Below are 15,221 nucleotides of genomic sequence, written 5' to 3' on the forward strand. Positions count from 1 at the left end.
ACACTATGAAGAAGTTTGGAAAGTTCGCAGCCCTCGCCCTCTCGGGCCTCATGGCGCTCGCGGCCTGCGGCTCCGACGAGGGGCTTGAGGAGTCGGAGGACGGCCTGACGAAGCTCACCGTGTACCACATCACGACCCTCGATTCGACGCCCCTCTACCTTGGTATTGAGGAGGGCTTTTTCGAAGAGGAGGGCCTGGACGTTGAGGTGAAGATTGCCGAGTCTGGCTCCGCTATCATCCCGTCCGTTGTTAACGGTGAAAGCCCGATCGGCTACGCCAACGTCGTCTCCGATCTCGCGGCAATCGACCAGGGCCTCGACATTCGTTTCGTCTCCAACTGCTGCGGCGTTGGCGCCATTGATGAAGAAAGCACCTCCAGCGTTTTTGTTCTCGAAGACTCTGACATTCAGGGCCCCGAGGATCTTGCCGATACGACCATCGCCGTGAACTCCACGAAGAACCTTGGCGACGTCACCATCCCCGTTGCACTCGAGAACCAGGGAATTGACCCTTCCGGCATCGAGTACATTCCGATGAACTTCTCCGACATGTCGGCCGCTCTTGAGCGTGGCGACGTCGACGCCATCTGGATGGTTGAGCCCTTCCAGACCATTGCCCGCGACAACGGCTACCGTGCCGTCCTCTCGAACTTTGCTGAGGCCTACCCCGACTCGACCCTCGGCTACTACGTCACCTCGGCTGACTTCGCCCAAGAGAACCCGGAGATCGTCGCATCCTTCCAGCGTGCCCTGGACCGTTCGAACGAGTTCGCAACCGAGAACCACGACAGGCTCCGCGAGCTTGCCGTATCCGAGATCGGACTGACCGAAGACGTCGCCTCCCGCGTCTCCTTCGCTACGTTCGTGCCCGGCCTCGACACCGAATCCATCGAGACCTACGGCGAGGCCGCTGTCGAATTCGGCATCATCGAGGAAGAGCCCGACTACGACTCCCTCGTCATCCTCCCGCAGGAGTGACAGCTAGCGGCTCGTCGGCGTTACGGTGAGTTGCTCAATAACTGAATCAGCCGGTGCCTCAAGCACCATCCGGATCGCCCAGGCGACCGATGTGGGGGACATGGCGGTAGACGGATCGAAGACACGATCCTGCTTCTCCGCCATGTCCCTTTGCATGTCCGTATCAATTCGCCCTGGCGTTACCGTGCTGACCCGCAGCCCCTTCTCCTCAACGCGTAACACCGAGGCCGCCTTCTCCAGGGCGGCCTTTGACGTCGAATAGGGAAGCCAGCCAGGGAAGTCGAGACGTGCTGCCGTGGATCCCACGTAGATAACGGTGCCCGAAGCGTTCCTCAGGCAGGGTAGCAGCTCGCGCGTGAGGAGAATGGGGGAGAGAACATTGGTCGAATAAACGTCGTGCAGGAACCCATCGGTCACATCCTCCAGCGGTGCTGCCCCTTCAATTCCCGCACACGATACAAAGCCATCAAGACCCGGGCCAGTCAATGCGTCACGCACCGCGGGCCCAACACGTGCGGCTACACCTTCGGGATCGGCGAGATCCCCAAGAATAACCGTGGCAGAAGGGTAGCGTTCTTGGAGTGCCTGAGCACTGGCCTCGCTTCGAGCAAGCAGAATGAGGTTCCATGTTGCGGAAAGCTGGTCAGCGAGCGCCGCACCAACCCCGCGACCGGCACCGGTAAGGAAAAGAGTCTTCATAGACCAAGTATGTGGTGCCCCAACTCAACGTCAAAGGTGAAAAGTGAATGCACGGGGTGGAGAGAGAAGACTGAAGCCAACAAAATCGTTCCGGGTATGCGGCAAACTCTGGTCGCGATCTTCGACAACTCGTTTGTGCAGGACCATCCGCGTTAACGAGTGCCGGTGCTCACCGTGTGGCGCCCGGCTTTTTGCCTGGGCGGGAACTGCGCTAGACTGGATGACGGCTCCCCACGTGACGTTATCTCGTATACCGCCCCAGGGTCGGAAGGCAGCAAGGCAATGCGGGCTCTAGCGGGTGCGTGGGGAGTCCTTTATTCTCCTCGTGCTACTTTTGTGGCGACTTTATCGCCCCAATTCGCGATTCAACCCGTTTTCTTGATTCCGAAATTGTTACTTAAAAGTGATATCACTTTTACCCGCTCTCTGGTAATCTGATATCACATTAAGAGCGTGGTGGATTGGTTGACGGCTTGTCTGCTTGAACAAGAAGGGATGGGGCGATGGAGACCCAAGAAACTCAGAATGTTGATGTGAGCGAAAGGCCGGTTGGTCACGACGGGGCGCAGGTCGAGATTTCGGAGAATCCATCCTGGACGGCAGGCGCTGGCCCCGCGGCAATAGTTATCGTCCTCATCATTCTTTCTCTCGGTGGATCAATCGGAGCATTCATCGTTGGTGGGCTGGGAACTGCAACGGCCCTCATGATTACTCTCGGGGTTGTTCTCACGATCGTCTGGCTTGTACTTATGACGATGCCTCGGGTTATTAGCCCGGGACATACCCAGGTTGTGCAGTTCTTTGGTCGCTACCTTGGTACCAACCGCCGGACGGGTCTCTCGCTCGTCCCGCCTTTTACGGTGACCAAGAAGGTGACCGTGCGTGTCCGCAACTTTGAGACAGAGACAATCAAGGTGAACGACGCGAACGGCAACCCGGTCAATATCGGTGCCATTATCGTGTGGCAGGTTGCCGACACGGCGAAGGCCACCTTTGCCGTGGAAGATGTCGATGAATTCATTACCTCTCAGGCCGAGTCGGCTCTTCGGCACGTGGCAACCTCTCATCCGTACGATGGGGGGACGCAGCATAACCCCTCGCTGTCGGGATCGACCGAACTGGTCTCCACCGAGCTTGCCAACGAAGTGGCTGCCCGCGTTCACGTCGCAGGCGTAGAGATCCTCGAGGCGCGCATTGGCTCCCTGTCCTACGCTCCCGAGATCGCTCAGGCCATGTTGCAGCGTCAGCAGGCAGGCGCGATTGTTGACGCGCGGGAAACGATCGTGGACGGTGCGGTCACCATGGTGGAAAGCGCTCTCGACCAGCTCGAAGAGAAGGACATTGTGCACCTCGATCCGGAGCGCAGGGCCGCGATGGTCTCCAACCTCCTTGTCGTTCTCTGCTCGGACACGAACGTTCAGCCGATGATCAACACGGGCAGCCTCTACACGTAAAACATGGAACGCAAGAACGTCGCGCTGCGGATCGATCCTGCAGTTTACGAGGCGATTGCTAAGTGGGCGCGGGACGAGACGCGTAGCGCAAATGCTCAGATCGAAGTCATGCTTCGTGACAGCCTGAGGCGAGCCGGGAGACTGCCGAAGGATGTGGGGCAGATCCCCAAGCGTGGGCGGCCACCGCTTGCGTCACAAGACGAGTGAGGGAAACTTCCCTCCCATGAGCAGAAAATGAGGCTCCGCGGCACCGCCGCGGGGCCTTCTGCAATGTCGCATACAGATTTCCGTAGCGACCTTGGCCTCGTTAGCGTTCCTGCTGGGCAGTGTGTCGGGGTGCAACTCCGGCCGTTCGATATCTGCCGGTCCAGGGAACTAGACTGGGCCCGTGAGCACTGCACTGTATCGACGCTATCGGCCCGAGACCTTTGAAGAGGTTGTCGGTCAGGAGCATGTTACCGTTCCGCTCATGGCCGCCCTGGAAGGCGACCGAACGAACCACGCCTATCTGTTCTCCGGCCCGCGCGGCTGTGGAAAGACCACGTCGGCACGGATTCTTGCCAGGTGCCTGAACTGTGCCGAGGGCCCCACGGCCACGCCGTGTGGCGAATGTGAATCGTGCGTGGAGCTGTCCCGCAACGGCTCGGGTTCCCTTGACGTGGTGGAGATGGATGCGGCGTCTCACGGCGGTGTCGAAGATGCGAGAGACCTACGGGAACGCGCTGGTTTTGCGCCGCTTCGCGACCGCTACAAGGTCTTCATTATTGACGAGGCCCACATGGTCTCGCCCCAGGGCTTTAACGCTCTCCTCAAGCTTGTTGAAGAGCCCCCGCCGCACGTTAAGTTTATTTTCGCAACGACGGAGCCCGAAAAGGTTATTGGGACCATCCGATCCCGAACCCACCACTACCCGTTCCGGCTGGTGCCGCCCGGGATCCTCGAAGACTACATGGCCGACATGTGCCGTCAAGAGAACGTCGAGATCGCAGAGGGCGTCCTCCCACTTGTTGTGCGTGCAGGAACCGGCTCGGTCCGTGACAGTCTCTCCGTCCTTGATCAGCTCATCGGCGGCGCCGGGGAGGACGGCGTGAGCTACCAGACTGCCGTGTCCCTCCTCGGGTACACGGACGGTGCCCTCCTGGATGCGGCGGTCGATGCGATTGCCAGCGTGGATGGGGGAGCGCTCTTCACGGCAGCTGCCAACGTTGTCGAATCGGGCCTCGACCCGAGGCGATTCGTCGAAGACCTCCTTGAACGGCTCCGCGATCTCGTGGTCATTTCCCTTGCGGGTGAGTCCGCGAAAGCCGTTCTTGCGGCGGTCCCCGAGGACCAGCTTGACCGAATGAAGCACCAGGCCGATCAGCTCGGCGCTGGCAGGGCCTCCCGCTGTGCGGATCTGACGAACACGGCTCTGTCGGAAATGATGGGAGCAACCTCCCCGCGTCTTCAGCTTGAGCTACTCTGTGCGCGCCTCCTCCTTGCGTCCTCGACGGTTCAAACATCAGGGGGAGCCCCCGCACCGGTCGCCAGTGTTGAGGATGCTCGAGCGGCCGCGCGAGCCCTCGCCAAGAAGGGCGACAAGAAGCCGGCCGGCGAACCCAAGCCCGCCGCGGCACAGGCGGCGCCGGCGCAACAGGATCCGGCACCCGCCAAGCCCGCGGCGCGTCCCGCGCAGGAGGAGCAGGCTCCGCCAGTTAACCCGCCCGCGACGTCTGCTCCAACGCGCCTCGTTCCGGAGCCCGCCGCACAGGAGCCGGTTGTGCCCAAGGCGCCACCGGTGGATCCTCCCGCTGGTCTCGTACCACGGCCTGCGCAGCAGACCACCAATGCGTCTGCTTCGGCGGAAAAGCCAGCTCCAGCTACTCAGCCGGACCTCTCGGATGAGGAGAAGCTCGCCAAGCTTCGTGGTCTCTGGCGTGATGCCATGGCGGACAGGCGTGTTCCGCCCGGAACCTCGAACTTTATTCGGGATGCCAAGGGCAAAACCTCTGTCGTGGATGGCGACCTTCATTTCGACTTCCCGACCCAGGAAGTTGCCAATCAATTTATTGATGAAGGGCGTTCGGGCGGCTTGGAAACCGTGTTCTCCGATATGCTCAAGAAGCAACTGACGGTCCACGTCGGAGTGATCGGTGTTCCAAAAGAGACTGTCCGAGAGTCCTCTGACGATACGGAGGGTGACTCACGTGAGCGGGTAGTGACATCGACTACCGCTCCTACGGATCACTCTGCCCAGAGCCGTTTCGATGACGGGCAGTCCGGCGCACCCACTTCCGCCCCATCGCCTTCACCAGCTTCAAACGACCCAGATTCCGACGGTGGGGCTCACGGTTCAAACGATTCCGCGGAGATTGCCTCGCCGGTCGCACCGGCGCCACAGCCCACGGCTGTGACTCCGGGTGGTTCTGGGCCGGCCAATACTTCGGCGTCTGCGGACACTGGGGGGCGCGACTCCTCCCAGCGGGAGCGGCCCATGTCGGCAATCGAGCGGGCACGCGCCCGCAGTGCAGAAAGCCGGGGGAGTGCCCCCAGTCCAGCTGACGCGAGGAATGTGCCCCCGGATGACTGGGGTTATCCGGAGCCCACACCCCCGGACGATGACGAATACGGAGAGATTCCCGCGGGTCTGCCGAGCGACCTTCCAGACATTGTCATGGAAGATTTCCCGGCCCCGCCCCCCGCGGACATGCCTTCCTTCCCGGCTCCGCCCCCGCGGAATGCCCCATCAACCGGCGGTCCGGCCTTCGGTGCGTCCAGCGGAGGTAGTTTCTCGAAGCTTGCGGAGAACCGCGGTACTGTCGTGCCCGAAGAGGAAAAGCTAGATGTCGAGCATGAAGAGGAGCTCGTATCGGATGATGATCCGCTGGCCCTCGAGGCCGAAGGAATTGGGCTACAGGTTGTTATCGAGATGTTCGGTGGCAAGGTGATTGAAGAAGTGGAGGAGGATCGCGATGTTTGAGTGGGAGATCGGATACGCCCCTGACCTTGAAGAGGCGATGGATCAACACCGCAGGCGAATCGAAGCCGCGCACGAAGACCTTATGCGCGGAGTCGTCGATGCTGAAAACCTCGACTGCTTCCTCGTGCTCTTGAGAGAGCAGACTCTGGGAACCGGCGAGTTTTCTGATGAAACTGGCTGGGAGGAACTCTAGTGGCCGGAGTTTATGACGGCGCGGTCCAGGACCTTATCGATGAGCTGGGACGCCTCCCCGGTATCGGACCGAAGAGCGCGCAACGCATTGCTTTCCACCTGCTGTCCTCCGAAGAGGCAGATGTCCAAGCACTCATTGACGCCATGACGGCCGTGAAGTCAAAGGTTCGGTTCTGCGATATTTGCGGCAACGTGACCGAACAGGAGCAGTGTCGGATCTGCTCTGACCCGCGTCGCGTCGATACGGTGATCTGCGTTGTGGAAGAACCGAAGGACATCGTTGCCATTGAACGGACACGAGAGTACCGCGGCAGGTACCACGTGCTCGGAGGAGCCATCAATCCCATCGAGGGCGTGGGCCCCGACGATCTGCGTATCCGGCAACTGTTCACCAGACTTGCTGACGGCAAGGTGCAAGAGATCATTATTGCGACCGACCCGAACATCGAGGGTGAGGCCACCGCTTCCTATCTGATCCGTTCTCTCGCCCCCATGGGAGTCAACGTCTCCCGTCTGGCCTCCGGCCTTCCGGTAGGCGGCGACCTTGAGTATGCTGACGAAATCACACTCTCTCGAGCCTTCGAGGGACGCACAATGGTGCATAGGACTTCTGCCGACCCGAACGGCACGAAGGAGACCTAATATTGCACTCATCACCATCCAATTAATGAGAAATGTGGGATGGACTCTAGGAGTGTTCGGCAAATGGTCGGACAATGGGAGCCACCCAATCAGACGGAGTAGACATCGTGAGCCTTGTAGTCCAGAAGTACGGCGGATCGTCGGTATCGGATGCTGACGCGCTGAAGCGCGTCGCAAAGCGCATTATCGACACAAAAAAGGCCGGCAACGATGTCGTCGTTGTCGTCTCCGCCATGGGCGACACGACCGATGAACTTCTCGACCTCGCTGCACAGATCACGTCCAAGCCGCCCGCTCGGGAAATGGATATTCTCCTCACCGCAGGCGAGCGCGTCTCCATGTCGCTGCTTGCGATGGCGGTTGATGAACTGGGTGTTCCCGCGCACGCCTACACGGGCCAGCAGGCAGGGCTCCGTACCGACAACCAGTACGGCAAGGCCTCGATCGTCGGTATTGTTCCGGAACGAATCGCCCGTGATGTGAAGGACGGATCCGTTGCCATCATCGCCGGATTCCAGGGCGTCAACGAACTGAACGACGTCACGACCCTCGGTCGCGGCGGGTCTGACACGACCGCTGTTGCGCTTGCGGCGGCCATGCATGCCGATGTTTGCGAGATCTACACGGATGTCGACGGCCTCTACTCGGCCGATCCTCGGATCGTGCCGTCCGCGCACCGAGTGCAGTCCCTCGACTACGAGGAAACCCTTGAATTAGCTGGGCAGGGAGCGAAGATCCTGCATCTGCGGGCGGTGGAGTTTGCACGCAAGTACAACGTGCCGCTCCACGTGCGCTCCTCATTCTCCGAACTGGAAGGAACCTGGATCATGAACAAGGACGAACGGGACATGGAGTCCCCCATCATCACCGGAATCGCCCACGACCGTTCGCAGTCGAAGCTGTCGATTCTCGGTGTGCCGGACGTCCCCGGTAAGGCCGCGAAGGTCTTCGGGAAGGTTGCCGAGGTTGGCGCCAACATCGACATGATCGTCCAGAACGTGGCAGCGTCGGATCCCGGTAAAACCGATATTTCCTTCACGCTGCCGAGCGATAGCGCAGCCGTTGCTCTGAAGGCCATCGAAGAGATGAAGGACGAGCTTCAGTACCGTGAGGTGACCTACAACGAGAAGGTCGGCAAGCTCTCCCTGATCGGAGCCGGCATGCGCTCCCACCCGGGCGTTTCCGCGAAGCTGTTCGGTGCGCTCGCGAATACGGGGATCAACATCGACATGATTTCGACGTCGGAGATTCGTATTTCTGTTGTCGTACACATTGACCAATTGGATGAAGCGGTCCGTGCAGTCCACACGGCATTCGACCTCGATGCCGAAGACACTCAGGCCGTGGTTTACGGAGGGACAGGACGATGAGCATCACTCTCGCAGTAGTAGGGGCAACCGGACAGGTTGGACAGGTCATGCGTGACCTTCTCGAACAGCGTGGCACGAAGGCAGATAAGATCCGTTTCTTTGCCTCGTCCCGTTCCGCCGGAACCGAGCTCGAGTTCCGCGGCGAAAAGATTGTTGTCGAGGACGTTGCAACGGCCGATTACTCCGGCATTGATATTGCAATCTTCTCCGCGGGTGGCGGCACCTCCAAGGAATATGCCCCCAAGTTCGCGGCAGCTGGCGCGGTCGTCGTGGATAACAGCTCGGCATGGCGTAAGGACCCCGAGGTTCCCCTCGTCGTCTCCGAAGTGAACCCCGATGCGATCACGAACCGCCCGAAGGGCATTATCGCGAACCCGAACTGCACGACCATGGCAGCTATGCCGGTCCTGAAGCCCCTCCACGAGGAAGCTGGACTGGCCCGTCTCATCGTGTCCTCGTACCAGGCAGTCTCCGGATCCGGCCTTGCCGGGGTCTCGGAGCTCACCGACCAGGTGCAGGCAGGTGCGCAACAGGACCTTACGCAGCTTGTCACAGACGGCTCCGCAGTCGATCTGCCCGAACCGAACACCTACGTAGCTCCGATCGCCTTCAACGTTGTTGCCTTCGCTGGCGGCCTTGTTGATGATGGCAGTAACGAGACCGATGAAGAGCAGAAGCTCCGGTTCGAGTCCCGCAAGATCCTGAACGTCCCGGAGCTCGCAGTCTCCGGCACGTGCGTCCGCGTACCCGTCTACTCGGGCCACGGCCTAGCCATCAACGCCGAGTTCGATCGCGAGATCGACGTGGAGAAGGCCACGAAGCTTCTCGAGGCAGCCCCCGGGGTCGAAGTTGTTGATGTCCCGAACCCGCTCCAGGCCGCAGGTCAGGACCCGTCGTTCGTTGGCCGTATCCGAGCCGACCAGTCCGTTCCCGGCGGCAAGGGCCTCGCCATGTTCGTCGTTGGCGACAACCTCCGCAAGGGTGCCGCCCTCAACGCAATCCAGATTGCCGAACTCCTCATCGAGGAGCTGGACGCCTAGTTCCGATCATCACGGAGATTCCTTCACCGGATCGTCTAAAACCTGAAAACCTTGGTGGGGCGTAGTTTCAAACTGCGCCCCACCAAGCGTGAATACGATGAATTGGTTCGCGCATGGAAGATCCGCGGATGAGAATGACCCTCCTCAGGTGGCGGGGACCTGCGCTCGGTAGCAGCCGCGGGAAAGCAAGCCGGTTCGGTATTGCCTAGTCGCCACCCGAGTTGAGGAGTGCCCGCTCGTCGGGTCTGTGAATGAGGATCTGTTCGATGTAGGAGCGGGTGGAGTAGGCCATGGAAACGTCATGCCCGGCCTTTTCCGACATGTACCAGCGGTGTTCGAGAAGTTCGTGGTAGAGCTCGGCGGGCTGGAGACGGCCCCGGAGGTGGACGGGGATGGCGCTGACCGATGGTTCGAAGATGTTCAGCATCCACGACTGAGCAACGGTGCGTAGGGGTTCGTCGGTTAGGCCAGAATGGGCCCGGTAGGATTCGATGTCATTGAGGAGCCTGCGCGCCTGGTTCTCTTCCACGTCGAGGCCGGTGAGCCGCATGATTTGTCGGTGATAGTGGCCAGCATCGACAACAACGGGTTGGATCGACACCGAGGTGCCCGCGCTATCAGTTGTCATGGCAAACTCGCCGACGTCAAAACCGAGTGAGTTGAGCCGGTTGATCCTGTCATCCATCCGCCAACGCTCGTTCGTCGCAAAGGAATCGACCCTGGTGAGCTCGCCCCACAGGGTCGTATAGCGCTCTTCGAGTCGGTCGCCAAGGGCAATGACGTTAACATCTGCGTCCAGCATTTCGCCTGACTGGAGATCCATGAGCTCGCCAATGATATTTGTGCGGGCCACGTCGATATCGTAGGTCCGTTTTCCGTTCGACAATTTCTCGTATAGTTCGCCCGTTTCGGCATCGACCAGGTAGGCGGCGAACGCACCGGCATCCCTGCGGAACAGGGTGTTAGACAGTGACACGTCGCCCCAGTAGAAGCCGAGCAGGTGCAGGCGGACAAGAAGGATCGACAGGGCGTCGATCAGTCGGTCAGCCGTCTCGGGCTTGAGCCACTGCCCGAACAGTGCCCGGTAGGGCAACGAGTACGGCAGATGTTCGGTGATGAGAGCTGCCTGTAGGGGGCTCCCGTCAGCGCTTACCCGGCCGGTGACGACCGCCAGGGGCGTGACCGCGGGAGCGTCGATCTTGCCAAGGTCCCGCAGCATGTCGTACTCGCGGTGAGCGATGGAATCGGAGATTTCCTTGATGGCGATAACGCGGCCCTCGAGGTGCGCGAATTGCACGACATGCCTCGAGATGCCCCGAGGTAGGGCCGCGATCGTCTCCTCCGGCCAGTTCTCCAAAGGTAGGTGCCACGGAAGATCGAACAGTGCGGGTTCGGGATATGCGGCAGTGATTTGGAGGGAAACTGACACGGAGGCCTTTCTGGGCGTAAGGCGCCCACCTGGTGAACTAACGCCGGTTCAGGGCGTTGCCGGTTGACTGGCTGAAGAAGTAGCCGGTGCCCGGCTTTAGCTGGGCGTGGATGACCTCGTCTGCTTCGGGGACAGACGCGGGAGGGATGCGGATAACAACCTGGTCGGACCCATCGCCGGAACCGAATTTGTCGACCTCTGACTCGTGTCCAAGGACGTTACCGTAAATGTAGGCATCGGAGCCGAGTTCCTCGACAAGGGTGACCTTGACGGGGATTGTGTACTCGGCGCCGGCTTCGGCACGTTCGAGGTTCTCGGGACGGAAACCGACGATGATGCGGTTGTCATCTTCCGGGCTGATTGAAGACTGCACATCGGCGGGAAGCGGAACACGAGCCTCGCCGTAGATGGCGTGGTCACCATCGATACGCCAGGAACCGATGTTCATCGCGGGGGAGCCGATGAAGCCGGCGACGAAGCGGTTGGCGGGGGAGTCGTACATTTCGCGCGGGGTGCCAACCTGCTGGAGGAGGCCGTCCTTGAGGACCGCGATCCGGTCACCCATGGTCAGGGCCTCGGTCTGGTCGTGCGTGACGTAGACGGTGGTGATGCCGAGGCGGCGCTGGAGCGACGCAATCTGGGTGCGGGTCTGGACGCGGAGCTTCGCATCGAGGTTCGACAGCGGCTCATCCATAAGGAACACCTGGGGCTGACGAACAATTGCACGGCCCATCGCGACGCGCTGACGCTGGCCACCGGAAAGTGCCTTCGGCTTGCGCTCGAGGTACTCCTCAAGGTCAAGAATCTTTGCGGCCTCCAGGACGCGCTCGTTGATCTCTTCCTTTGGGGTGCCCGCGATCTTCAGGGCAAAGCCCATGTTCTGGGCCACTGTCATGTGGGGGTAGAGGGCGTAGTTCTGGAACACCATTGCGATGTCCCTGTCCTTCGGGGTGACGTCTGTGACGTCCTTATCACCAATGAAGATGCGTCCCTGATCGACTTCTTCAAGACCGGCAAGCATGCGGAGTGACGTTGACTTTCCACATCCCGAGGGTCCAACGAGAACGAGAAACTCGCCGTCCTCAATTTCTAGGTTGAGCGAATCAACCGCCGGCTTATCTGAGCCGGGGTAAACGCGCGTGGCGTTGCTAAAGGTTACAGTGGCCATGAGAGGTCCCTTCACCGGCAGGTACGTGCCGGACGATCCGATGTGAAGGTGCCGGTACCGGGTGTCGGCACTGACACGGCCACTTAAAGAATGGAGAGGAACACCGCTGTTCCTCGGGCTTCTCCAGCGACCTCCTTAATAGTGCCGGTTTTGTCACCAACATTTCAAGTGAGAACTCCCCATCCGTGTCAGTGCTCATAGGAGAATCTCAGGTACCGTAGAAGACGTGCAGGAGCGCAGTGAAATTGGCGGCTACCAGCTGGTTGAGAAAATCGGCTTCGGTGGCATGTCGACCGTGTATGAGGCGCTTGACGGTGGCGGCGATCGTGTCGCTCTCAAGCTTCTCCACCCGTCGATCGCAGCCGACCCCAACGCAAGGGACCGGTTGCGCCGCGAAGTGCGCACGCTACGGCAGGTAACCGGGCCCTACGTTGCCCAGGTCATCGATGCTGAAACGGAAGACGACGAGGCCTTTATCGTCACCGAGCTCATCGACGGCCCCACCCTGTCCGTGGATGTTTCCGAAAACGGCGTATTCGTCGGTAAGGACCTTGCCGACCTGGCAAAAGAGCTAGCCGAGGCCCTGTCCGCTATTCACAGCAAGGGAGTTCTCCACAGGGATCTCAAGCCGTCGAACGTTATGATGAGCCAACGCGGCCCTGTCCTCATTGACTTCGGTATCGCCCAGATCGCTGAGGAATCACGCCTGACAGCGACCGGCCTGATCGCTCACACGCCGGGCTATGCGGCTCCCGAAGTTCTGAACGGGGATGACCCCATGACCGCAGCCGACTGGTGGTCGTGGGCCGCGACGCTTGCCTACGCCGCAACGGGGCACGCCCCGTTTGGCACGGGGCATAGCCCCAAGGTGACGAGGAAGGTCCTGACGGGCGAATGCGACCTGTCGGGAGCCGATCCGGTCGTCGCCTACGCGCTTGAGGCCGCTCTCAACTGTCGGCCCGATCGGCGTCCCGACCCCGTTCAGGTCATCGGAATGCTGGACGGCACGATCGAGGTCGACGAAGATGATCTCGCGCTCGGCCCCACCCATGCAGACCACATGTCGCTGGGATACACCCAGGATACGAGGGCGCTCGATGCTCTTGATGCGATTGAGGAAACGGAGCATTCAGCCGGTCCCGGGTCTGCGCCCCCACCCTACTTCCCGCCACAGGCGGGGCAGGCCCCCGTGCACCAGCCTGCGAACCCGCCGAGCGGACAGTTCCTGCCAAATCAGCAAGTCTCCCAGCAGCCCGTTAGCCATCACCGGGCACCGCAGCAACTGAACCACCAGGCCGGACAGCAGCTCCACCAAACAAACCCGTACGACCACGAGGGATCGGCCGTGTTCCATCCGCGCCAGGACTTCGCCGTCGTTGCCCACGCCCGGTTTGATCCGCGGTTCACGAGCAACCCGGCACCAATACCGGACTGGCTACGTCCTGCCCCGCGCCGGCCCTGGATCACCATCATGCTGTGGCTCGTGTTTACCGCATGGGCGGGAGTTCTACCCAGCTACTCGATTGCCCTGTTCGTGGCGTACTCGCTCGTCACGTCGATTGTCGGAGTGGCCCGCGACGGTCTAATCCGTGCTCGTCTCGAACGAGGCGGTCGATATCGGACCGAGTCGATGACCATCATTGGCAGGCTGCCGCTGTCGATCTTCGGCGGCATTGCCCGCACCGTCGCCTCTGTTGGTTCCGGCGTCGTCATCGGCGGTGGGCTTGCCTGGATGTGTCATGGACTGTTCGGTACCGCCGAGATCGTGTGCACCGCGGGCGGTGCCCTGATTGGTAGCTGGATTGCCTGGATTTATCCGACGAGCGGACCGTCGCGGGAAACCACCCGTCACCTGTTCGCCACCATCGCACCTTCGGCGGGATACCGCCTGTTCTGGGGCGTGCTCGCCCTAGCCCTCCTGTCGCTGGCCCTGTCGGTCTATTCCGGTGGCGCAGATCCTGACTGGAGCCCGTTCTCAACACCTTTCATCTTCAACTAGACTGTTTTCTATGACCGCGCGTAACCGACTCGTCATCGCCGCAGTGCCCGCACTTGCGGCGATTCTGACGTCCGTTGGTGCGCGGTGCACCGATGCGGTCCACCCCTATCTTTCGGCGATCGGAATCGTCCACGAGGACGCCGGTTGCACGAGCGGCACTGCCCTTGGCCCGAGCACCTTCCAGGTTGTTGGCCTGCTCGCCATGGTCCTTCTCGGAGTTGTCGCCAATTCGGTTGCGGTCCGAGAAGCCGCCACCGCTTTCATTGCGCACCTTGTTCCCACCGTGCCGCGGTGGAGGACCTCGGACCCGGTCCCGGTCATGGCCGGATACGTTCGACAGAGCACGTGGGGAGTTTCCCGGGCTGTTGGATCACGCGACCCTCCCGGGTGCTAGCGAGAAACCCAGCCCCAATCTTTCATTTCAGTACGAAGGAACCCCCACATCATGGCTAATCAGCAGACAAAGGCGGAGCGCCGCGAAGCAGCCCGCGAAAAGGCCCGCAAGCTCCAGGAGCTCGAGGAAAAGCGCGCGAAGCGCAACAAGCTCATCACCATCATCGTTATCGTCGTCGCAATCGCTCTCGTTGGCGTCGCAATCTGGTCGATCGTTGCCAACGGTAGCGATGACGAAGAAGACGCGATGCGTCAGGAGTACGATCCGGTTGCAGTCCAGGTTGAGCCCGTCACCATCGAAGGTGCAGACGTCCCGACCGGCTTCTCGGTGCTCGGTGAAGACGCCGAGCACTCGGAAGACGCACAGCGAGTCGAGATTTACTTCGACTACATGTGCATCCACTGCAACAACCTTGAGCAGTGGAACGGCGGCGATCTCAACGAAATTACCGCTCAAGGTGACGCCGAGATCTTCTACTACCCCGTTGCGATCTTGAACAACGACATCTCCGCCTACGGTGCGGCAACGTTCCAGTACATTGCTGAGAACTCGCCCGAGCACTTGATGGCGTACCACAAGAATCTCTTCGACATCACCGATGCCTACCTCTACAACCGCGAGGCCGTCCGCCCCGACTGGGACAGCGTGAAGCAGGCGGCACGTGACGCAGGCGTTCCCGACGACATGGTGGACTCCCTCGAATCCGAGGTCGACCTCGAATGGGTCAACGCGGCCAACCAGCAGTTTAGCGCCAACGGCTTCACCGGTACCCCGACCGTTCTCCTGAACGGAGAGGTCAACTACGAGTATGCGGAGAACGACTTCCCCGCCATGCTCGGCCTGGCAGAACCCGAGGCTGACACGGAGGAATAAGAATCACAGTTCGCGGGTTGGCTTT

Annotated in this window: 14 protein-coding genes and 1 other RNA gene; 12 read left to right on the forward strand and 3 right to left on the reverse strand. The window is 60.8% G+C overall.

Annotated features, from left to right (window positions below; translation table 11 throughout):
- Positions 1–5 precede the first annotated feature (5 nt).
- Entirely contained in the window at positions 6–977 is a 972-nt protein-coding gene (locus tag ACTHUY_RS05800; protein ID WP_441675109.1) for an ABC transporter substrate-binding protein, read from the forward strand.
- A gap of 3 nt (positions 978–980) precedes the next feature.
- On the opposite strand, the gene ACTHUY_RS05805 is transcribed toward ACTHUY_RS05800, so the two are convergent.
- The gene (locus tag ACTHUY_RS05805; protein WP_441675111.1) at positions 981–1,676 is read right to left on the reverse strand and encodes an SDR family NAD(P)-dependent oxidoreductase; all 696 of its coding nucleotides are present in this window, start codon (positions 1,674–1,676) and stop codon (positions 981–983) included.
- A 222-nt stretch (positions 1,677–1,898) separates the two neighbouring features.
- Between ACTHUY_RS05805 and ffs the strand changes: the two genes are divergently transcribed.
- The 8 genes from ffs (at position 1,899) to ACTHUY_RS05845 (ending at position 9,333) form a co-directional block, all read left to right on the forward strand.
- Positions 1,899–1,994: signal recognition particle sRNA small type (ffs, locus tag ACTHUY_RS05810), an RNA gene on the forward strand.
- 215 nt (positions 1,995–2,209) lie between these two features.
- Positions 2,210–3,130 (forward strand): SPFH domain-containing protein, encoded by a 921-nt coding sequence (locus tag ACTHUY_RS05815; RefSeq protein ID WP_441654910.1) that lies wholly within the window; start codon positions 2,210–2,212, stop codon positions 3,128–3,130.
- A gap of 3 nt (positions 3,131–3,133) precedes the next feature.
- Positions 3,134–3,337 carry a hypothetical protein gene (locus ACTHUY_RS05820; protein ID WP_126704576.1) on the forward strand — a complete coding sequence of 68 codons (204 nt, stop codon included), beginning with the start codon at positions 3,134–3,136 and terminating at the stop codon, positions 3,335–3,337.
- A gap of 181 nt (positions 3,338–3,518) precedes the next feature.
- Positions 3,519–6,089: a DNA polymerase III subunit gamma and tau gene (locus ACTHUY_RS05825; protein WP_441675113.1), complete on the forward strand. Its 2,571-nt coding sequence runs from the start codon at positions 3,519–3,521 to the stop codon at positions 6,087–6,089.
- Positions 6,082–6,282 carry a hypothetical protein gene (locus tag ACTHUY_RS05830; protein WP_126704578.1) on the forward strand — a complete coding sequence of 67 codons (201 nt, stop codon included), beginning with the start codon at positions 6,082–6,084 and terminating at the stop codon, positions 6,280–6,282. Before ACTHUY_RS05825 ends, ACTHUY_RS05830 begins: the two co-directional genes overlap by 8 nt.
- Complete coding sequence (gene recR / locus ACTHUY_RS05835) at positions 6,282–6,923, forward strand: recombination mediator RecR (protein ID WP_126704579.1); 642 nt, start codon at positions 6,282–6,284, stop codon at positions 6,921–6,923. The genes ACTHUY_RS05830 and recR overlap by 1 nt, the downstream gene beginning before the upstream one ends.
- 107 nt (positions 6,924–7,030) lie before the next feature.
- A complete protein-coding gene (locus ACTHUY_RS05840) occupies positions 7,031–8,293 on the forward strand; it encodes an aspartate kinase (RefSeq protein ID WP_441654908.1) in 1,263 nt (420 codons plus the stop codon).
- Entirely contained in the window at positions 8,290–9,333 is a 1,044-nt protein-coding gene (locus ACTHUY_RS05845; protein ID WP_126704581.1) for an aspartate-semialdehyde dehydrogenase, read from the forward strand. The genes ACTHUY_RS05840 and ACTHUY_RS05845 overlap by 4 nt, the downstream gene beginning before the upstream one ends.
- 205 nt (positions 9,334–9,538) lie before the next feature.
- On the opposite strand, the gene ACTHUY_RS05850 is transcribed toward ACTHUY_RS05845, so the two are convergent.
- Entirely contained in the window at positions 9,539–10,762 is a 1,224-nt protein-coding gene (locus tag ACTHUY_RS05850; protein ID WP_441654907.1) for a DUF4032 domain-containing protein, read from the reverse strand.
- A 37-nt stretch (positions 10,763–10,799) separates the two neighbouring features.
- A complete protein-coding gene (locus ACTHUY_RS05855; protein WP_441678088.1) occupies positions 10,800–11,930 on the reverse strand; it encodes an ABC transporter ATP-binding protein in 1,131 nt (376 codons plus the stop codon).
- A gap of 226 nt (positions 11,931–12,156) precedes the next feature.
- On the opposite strand from ACTHUY_RS05855, the gene ACTHUY_RS05860 reads away from it, so the two are divergent.
- The 3 genes from ACTHUY_RS05860 to ACTHUY_RS05870 are packed head-to-tail and all read left to right on the forward strand — an operon-like array spanning position 12,157 to position 15,196.
- Complete coding sequence (locus ACTHUY_RS05860; RefSeq protein ID WP_441654905.1) at positions 12,157–13,929, forward strand: protein kinase domain-containing protein; 1,773 nt, start codon at positions 12,157–12,159, stop codon at positions 13,927–13,929.
- Positions 13,930–13,939: 10 nt separating this feature from the next.
- A complete protein-coding gene (locus tag ACTHUY_RS05865; protein WP_441654904.1) occupies positions 13,940–14,323 on the forward strand; it encodes a hypothetical protein in 384 nt (127 codons plus the stop codon).
- Between the two features lie 51 nt (positions 14,324–14,374).
- A complete protein-coding gene (locus ACTHUY_RS05870; protein WP_441654903.1) occupies positions 14,375–15,196 on the forward strand; it encodes a DsbA family protein in 822 nt (273 codons plus the stop codon).
- Positions 15,197–15,221: the final 25 nt, after the last annotated feature.

It is taken from the genome of Flaviflexus sp. (genome assembly GCF_052087705.1).
Classification (GTDB): Bacteria; Actinomycetota; Actinomycetes; order Actinomycetales; family Actinomycetaceae; genus Flaviflexus; species Flaviflexus ciconiae.

Excerpts from the sequence above, each read along its gene's own strand:
- ACTHUY_RS05800 (WP_441675109.1), top strand. The coding sequence starts at position 6 with ATGAAGAAGTTTGGAAAGTTCGCAGCCCTCGCCCTCTCGGGCCTCATG.
- ACTHUY_RS05805 (WP_441675111.1), bottom strand. The coding sequence starts at position 1,676 with ATGAAGACTCTTTTCCTTACCGGTGCCGGTCGCGGGGTTGGTGCGGCG.
- ACTHUY_RS05820 (WP_126704576.1), top strand. The coding sequence starts at position 3,134 with ATGGAACGCAAGAACGTCGCGCTGCGGATCGATCCTGCAGTTTACGAG.
- ACTHUY_RS05830 (WP_126704578.1), top strand. The coding sequence starts at position 6,082 with ATGTTTGAGTGGGAGATCGGATACGCCCCTGACCTTGAAGAGGCGATG.
- ACTHUY_RS05845 (WP_126704581.1), top strand. The coding sequence starts at position 8,290 with ATGAGCATCACTCTCGCAGTAGTAGGGGCAACCGGACAGGTTGGACAG.
- ACTHUY_RS05855 (WP_441678088.1), bottom strand. The coding sequence starts at position 11,930 with ATGGCCACTGTAACCTTTAGCAACGCCACGCGCGTTTACCCCGGCTCA.
- ACTHUY_RS05865 (WP_441654904.1), top strand. The coding sequence starts at position 13,940 with ATGACCGCGCGTAACCGACTCGTCATCGCCGCAGTGCCCGCACTTGCG.
- ACTHUY_RS05870 (WP_441654903.1), top strand. The coding sequence starts at position 14,375 with ATGGCTAATCAGCAGACAAAGGCGGAGCGCCGCGAAGCAGCCCGCGAA.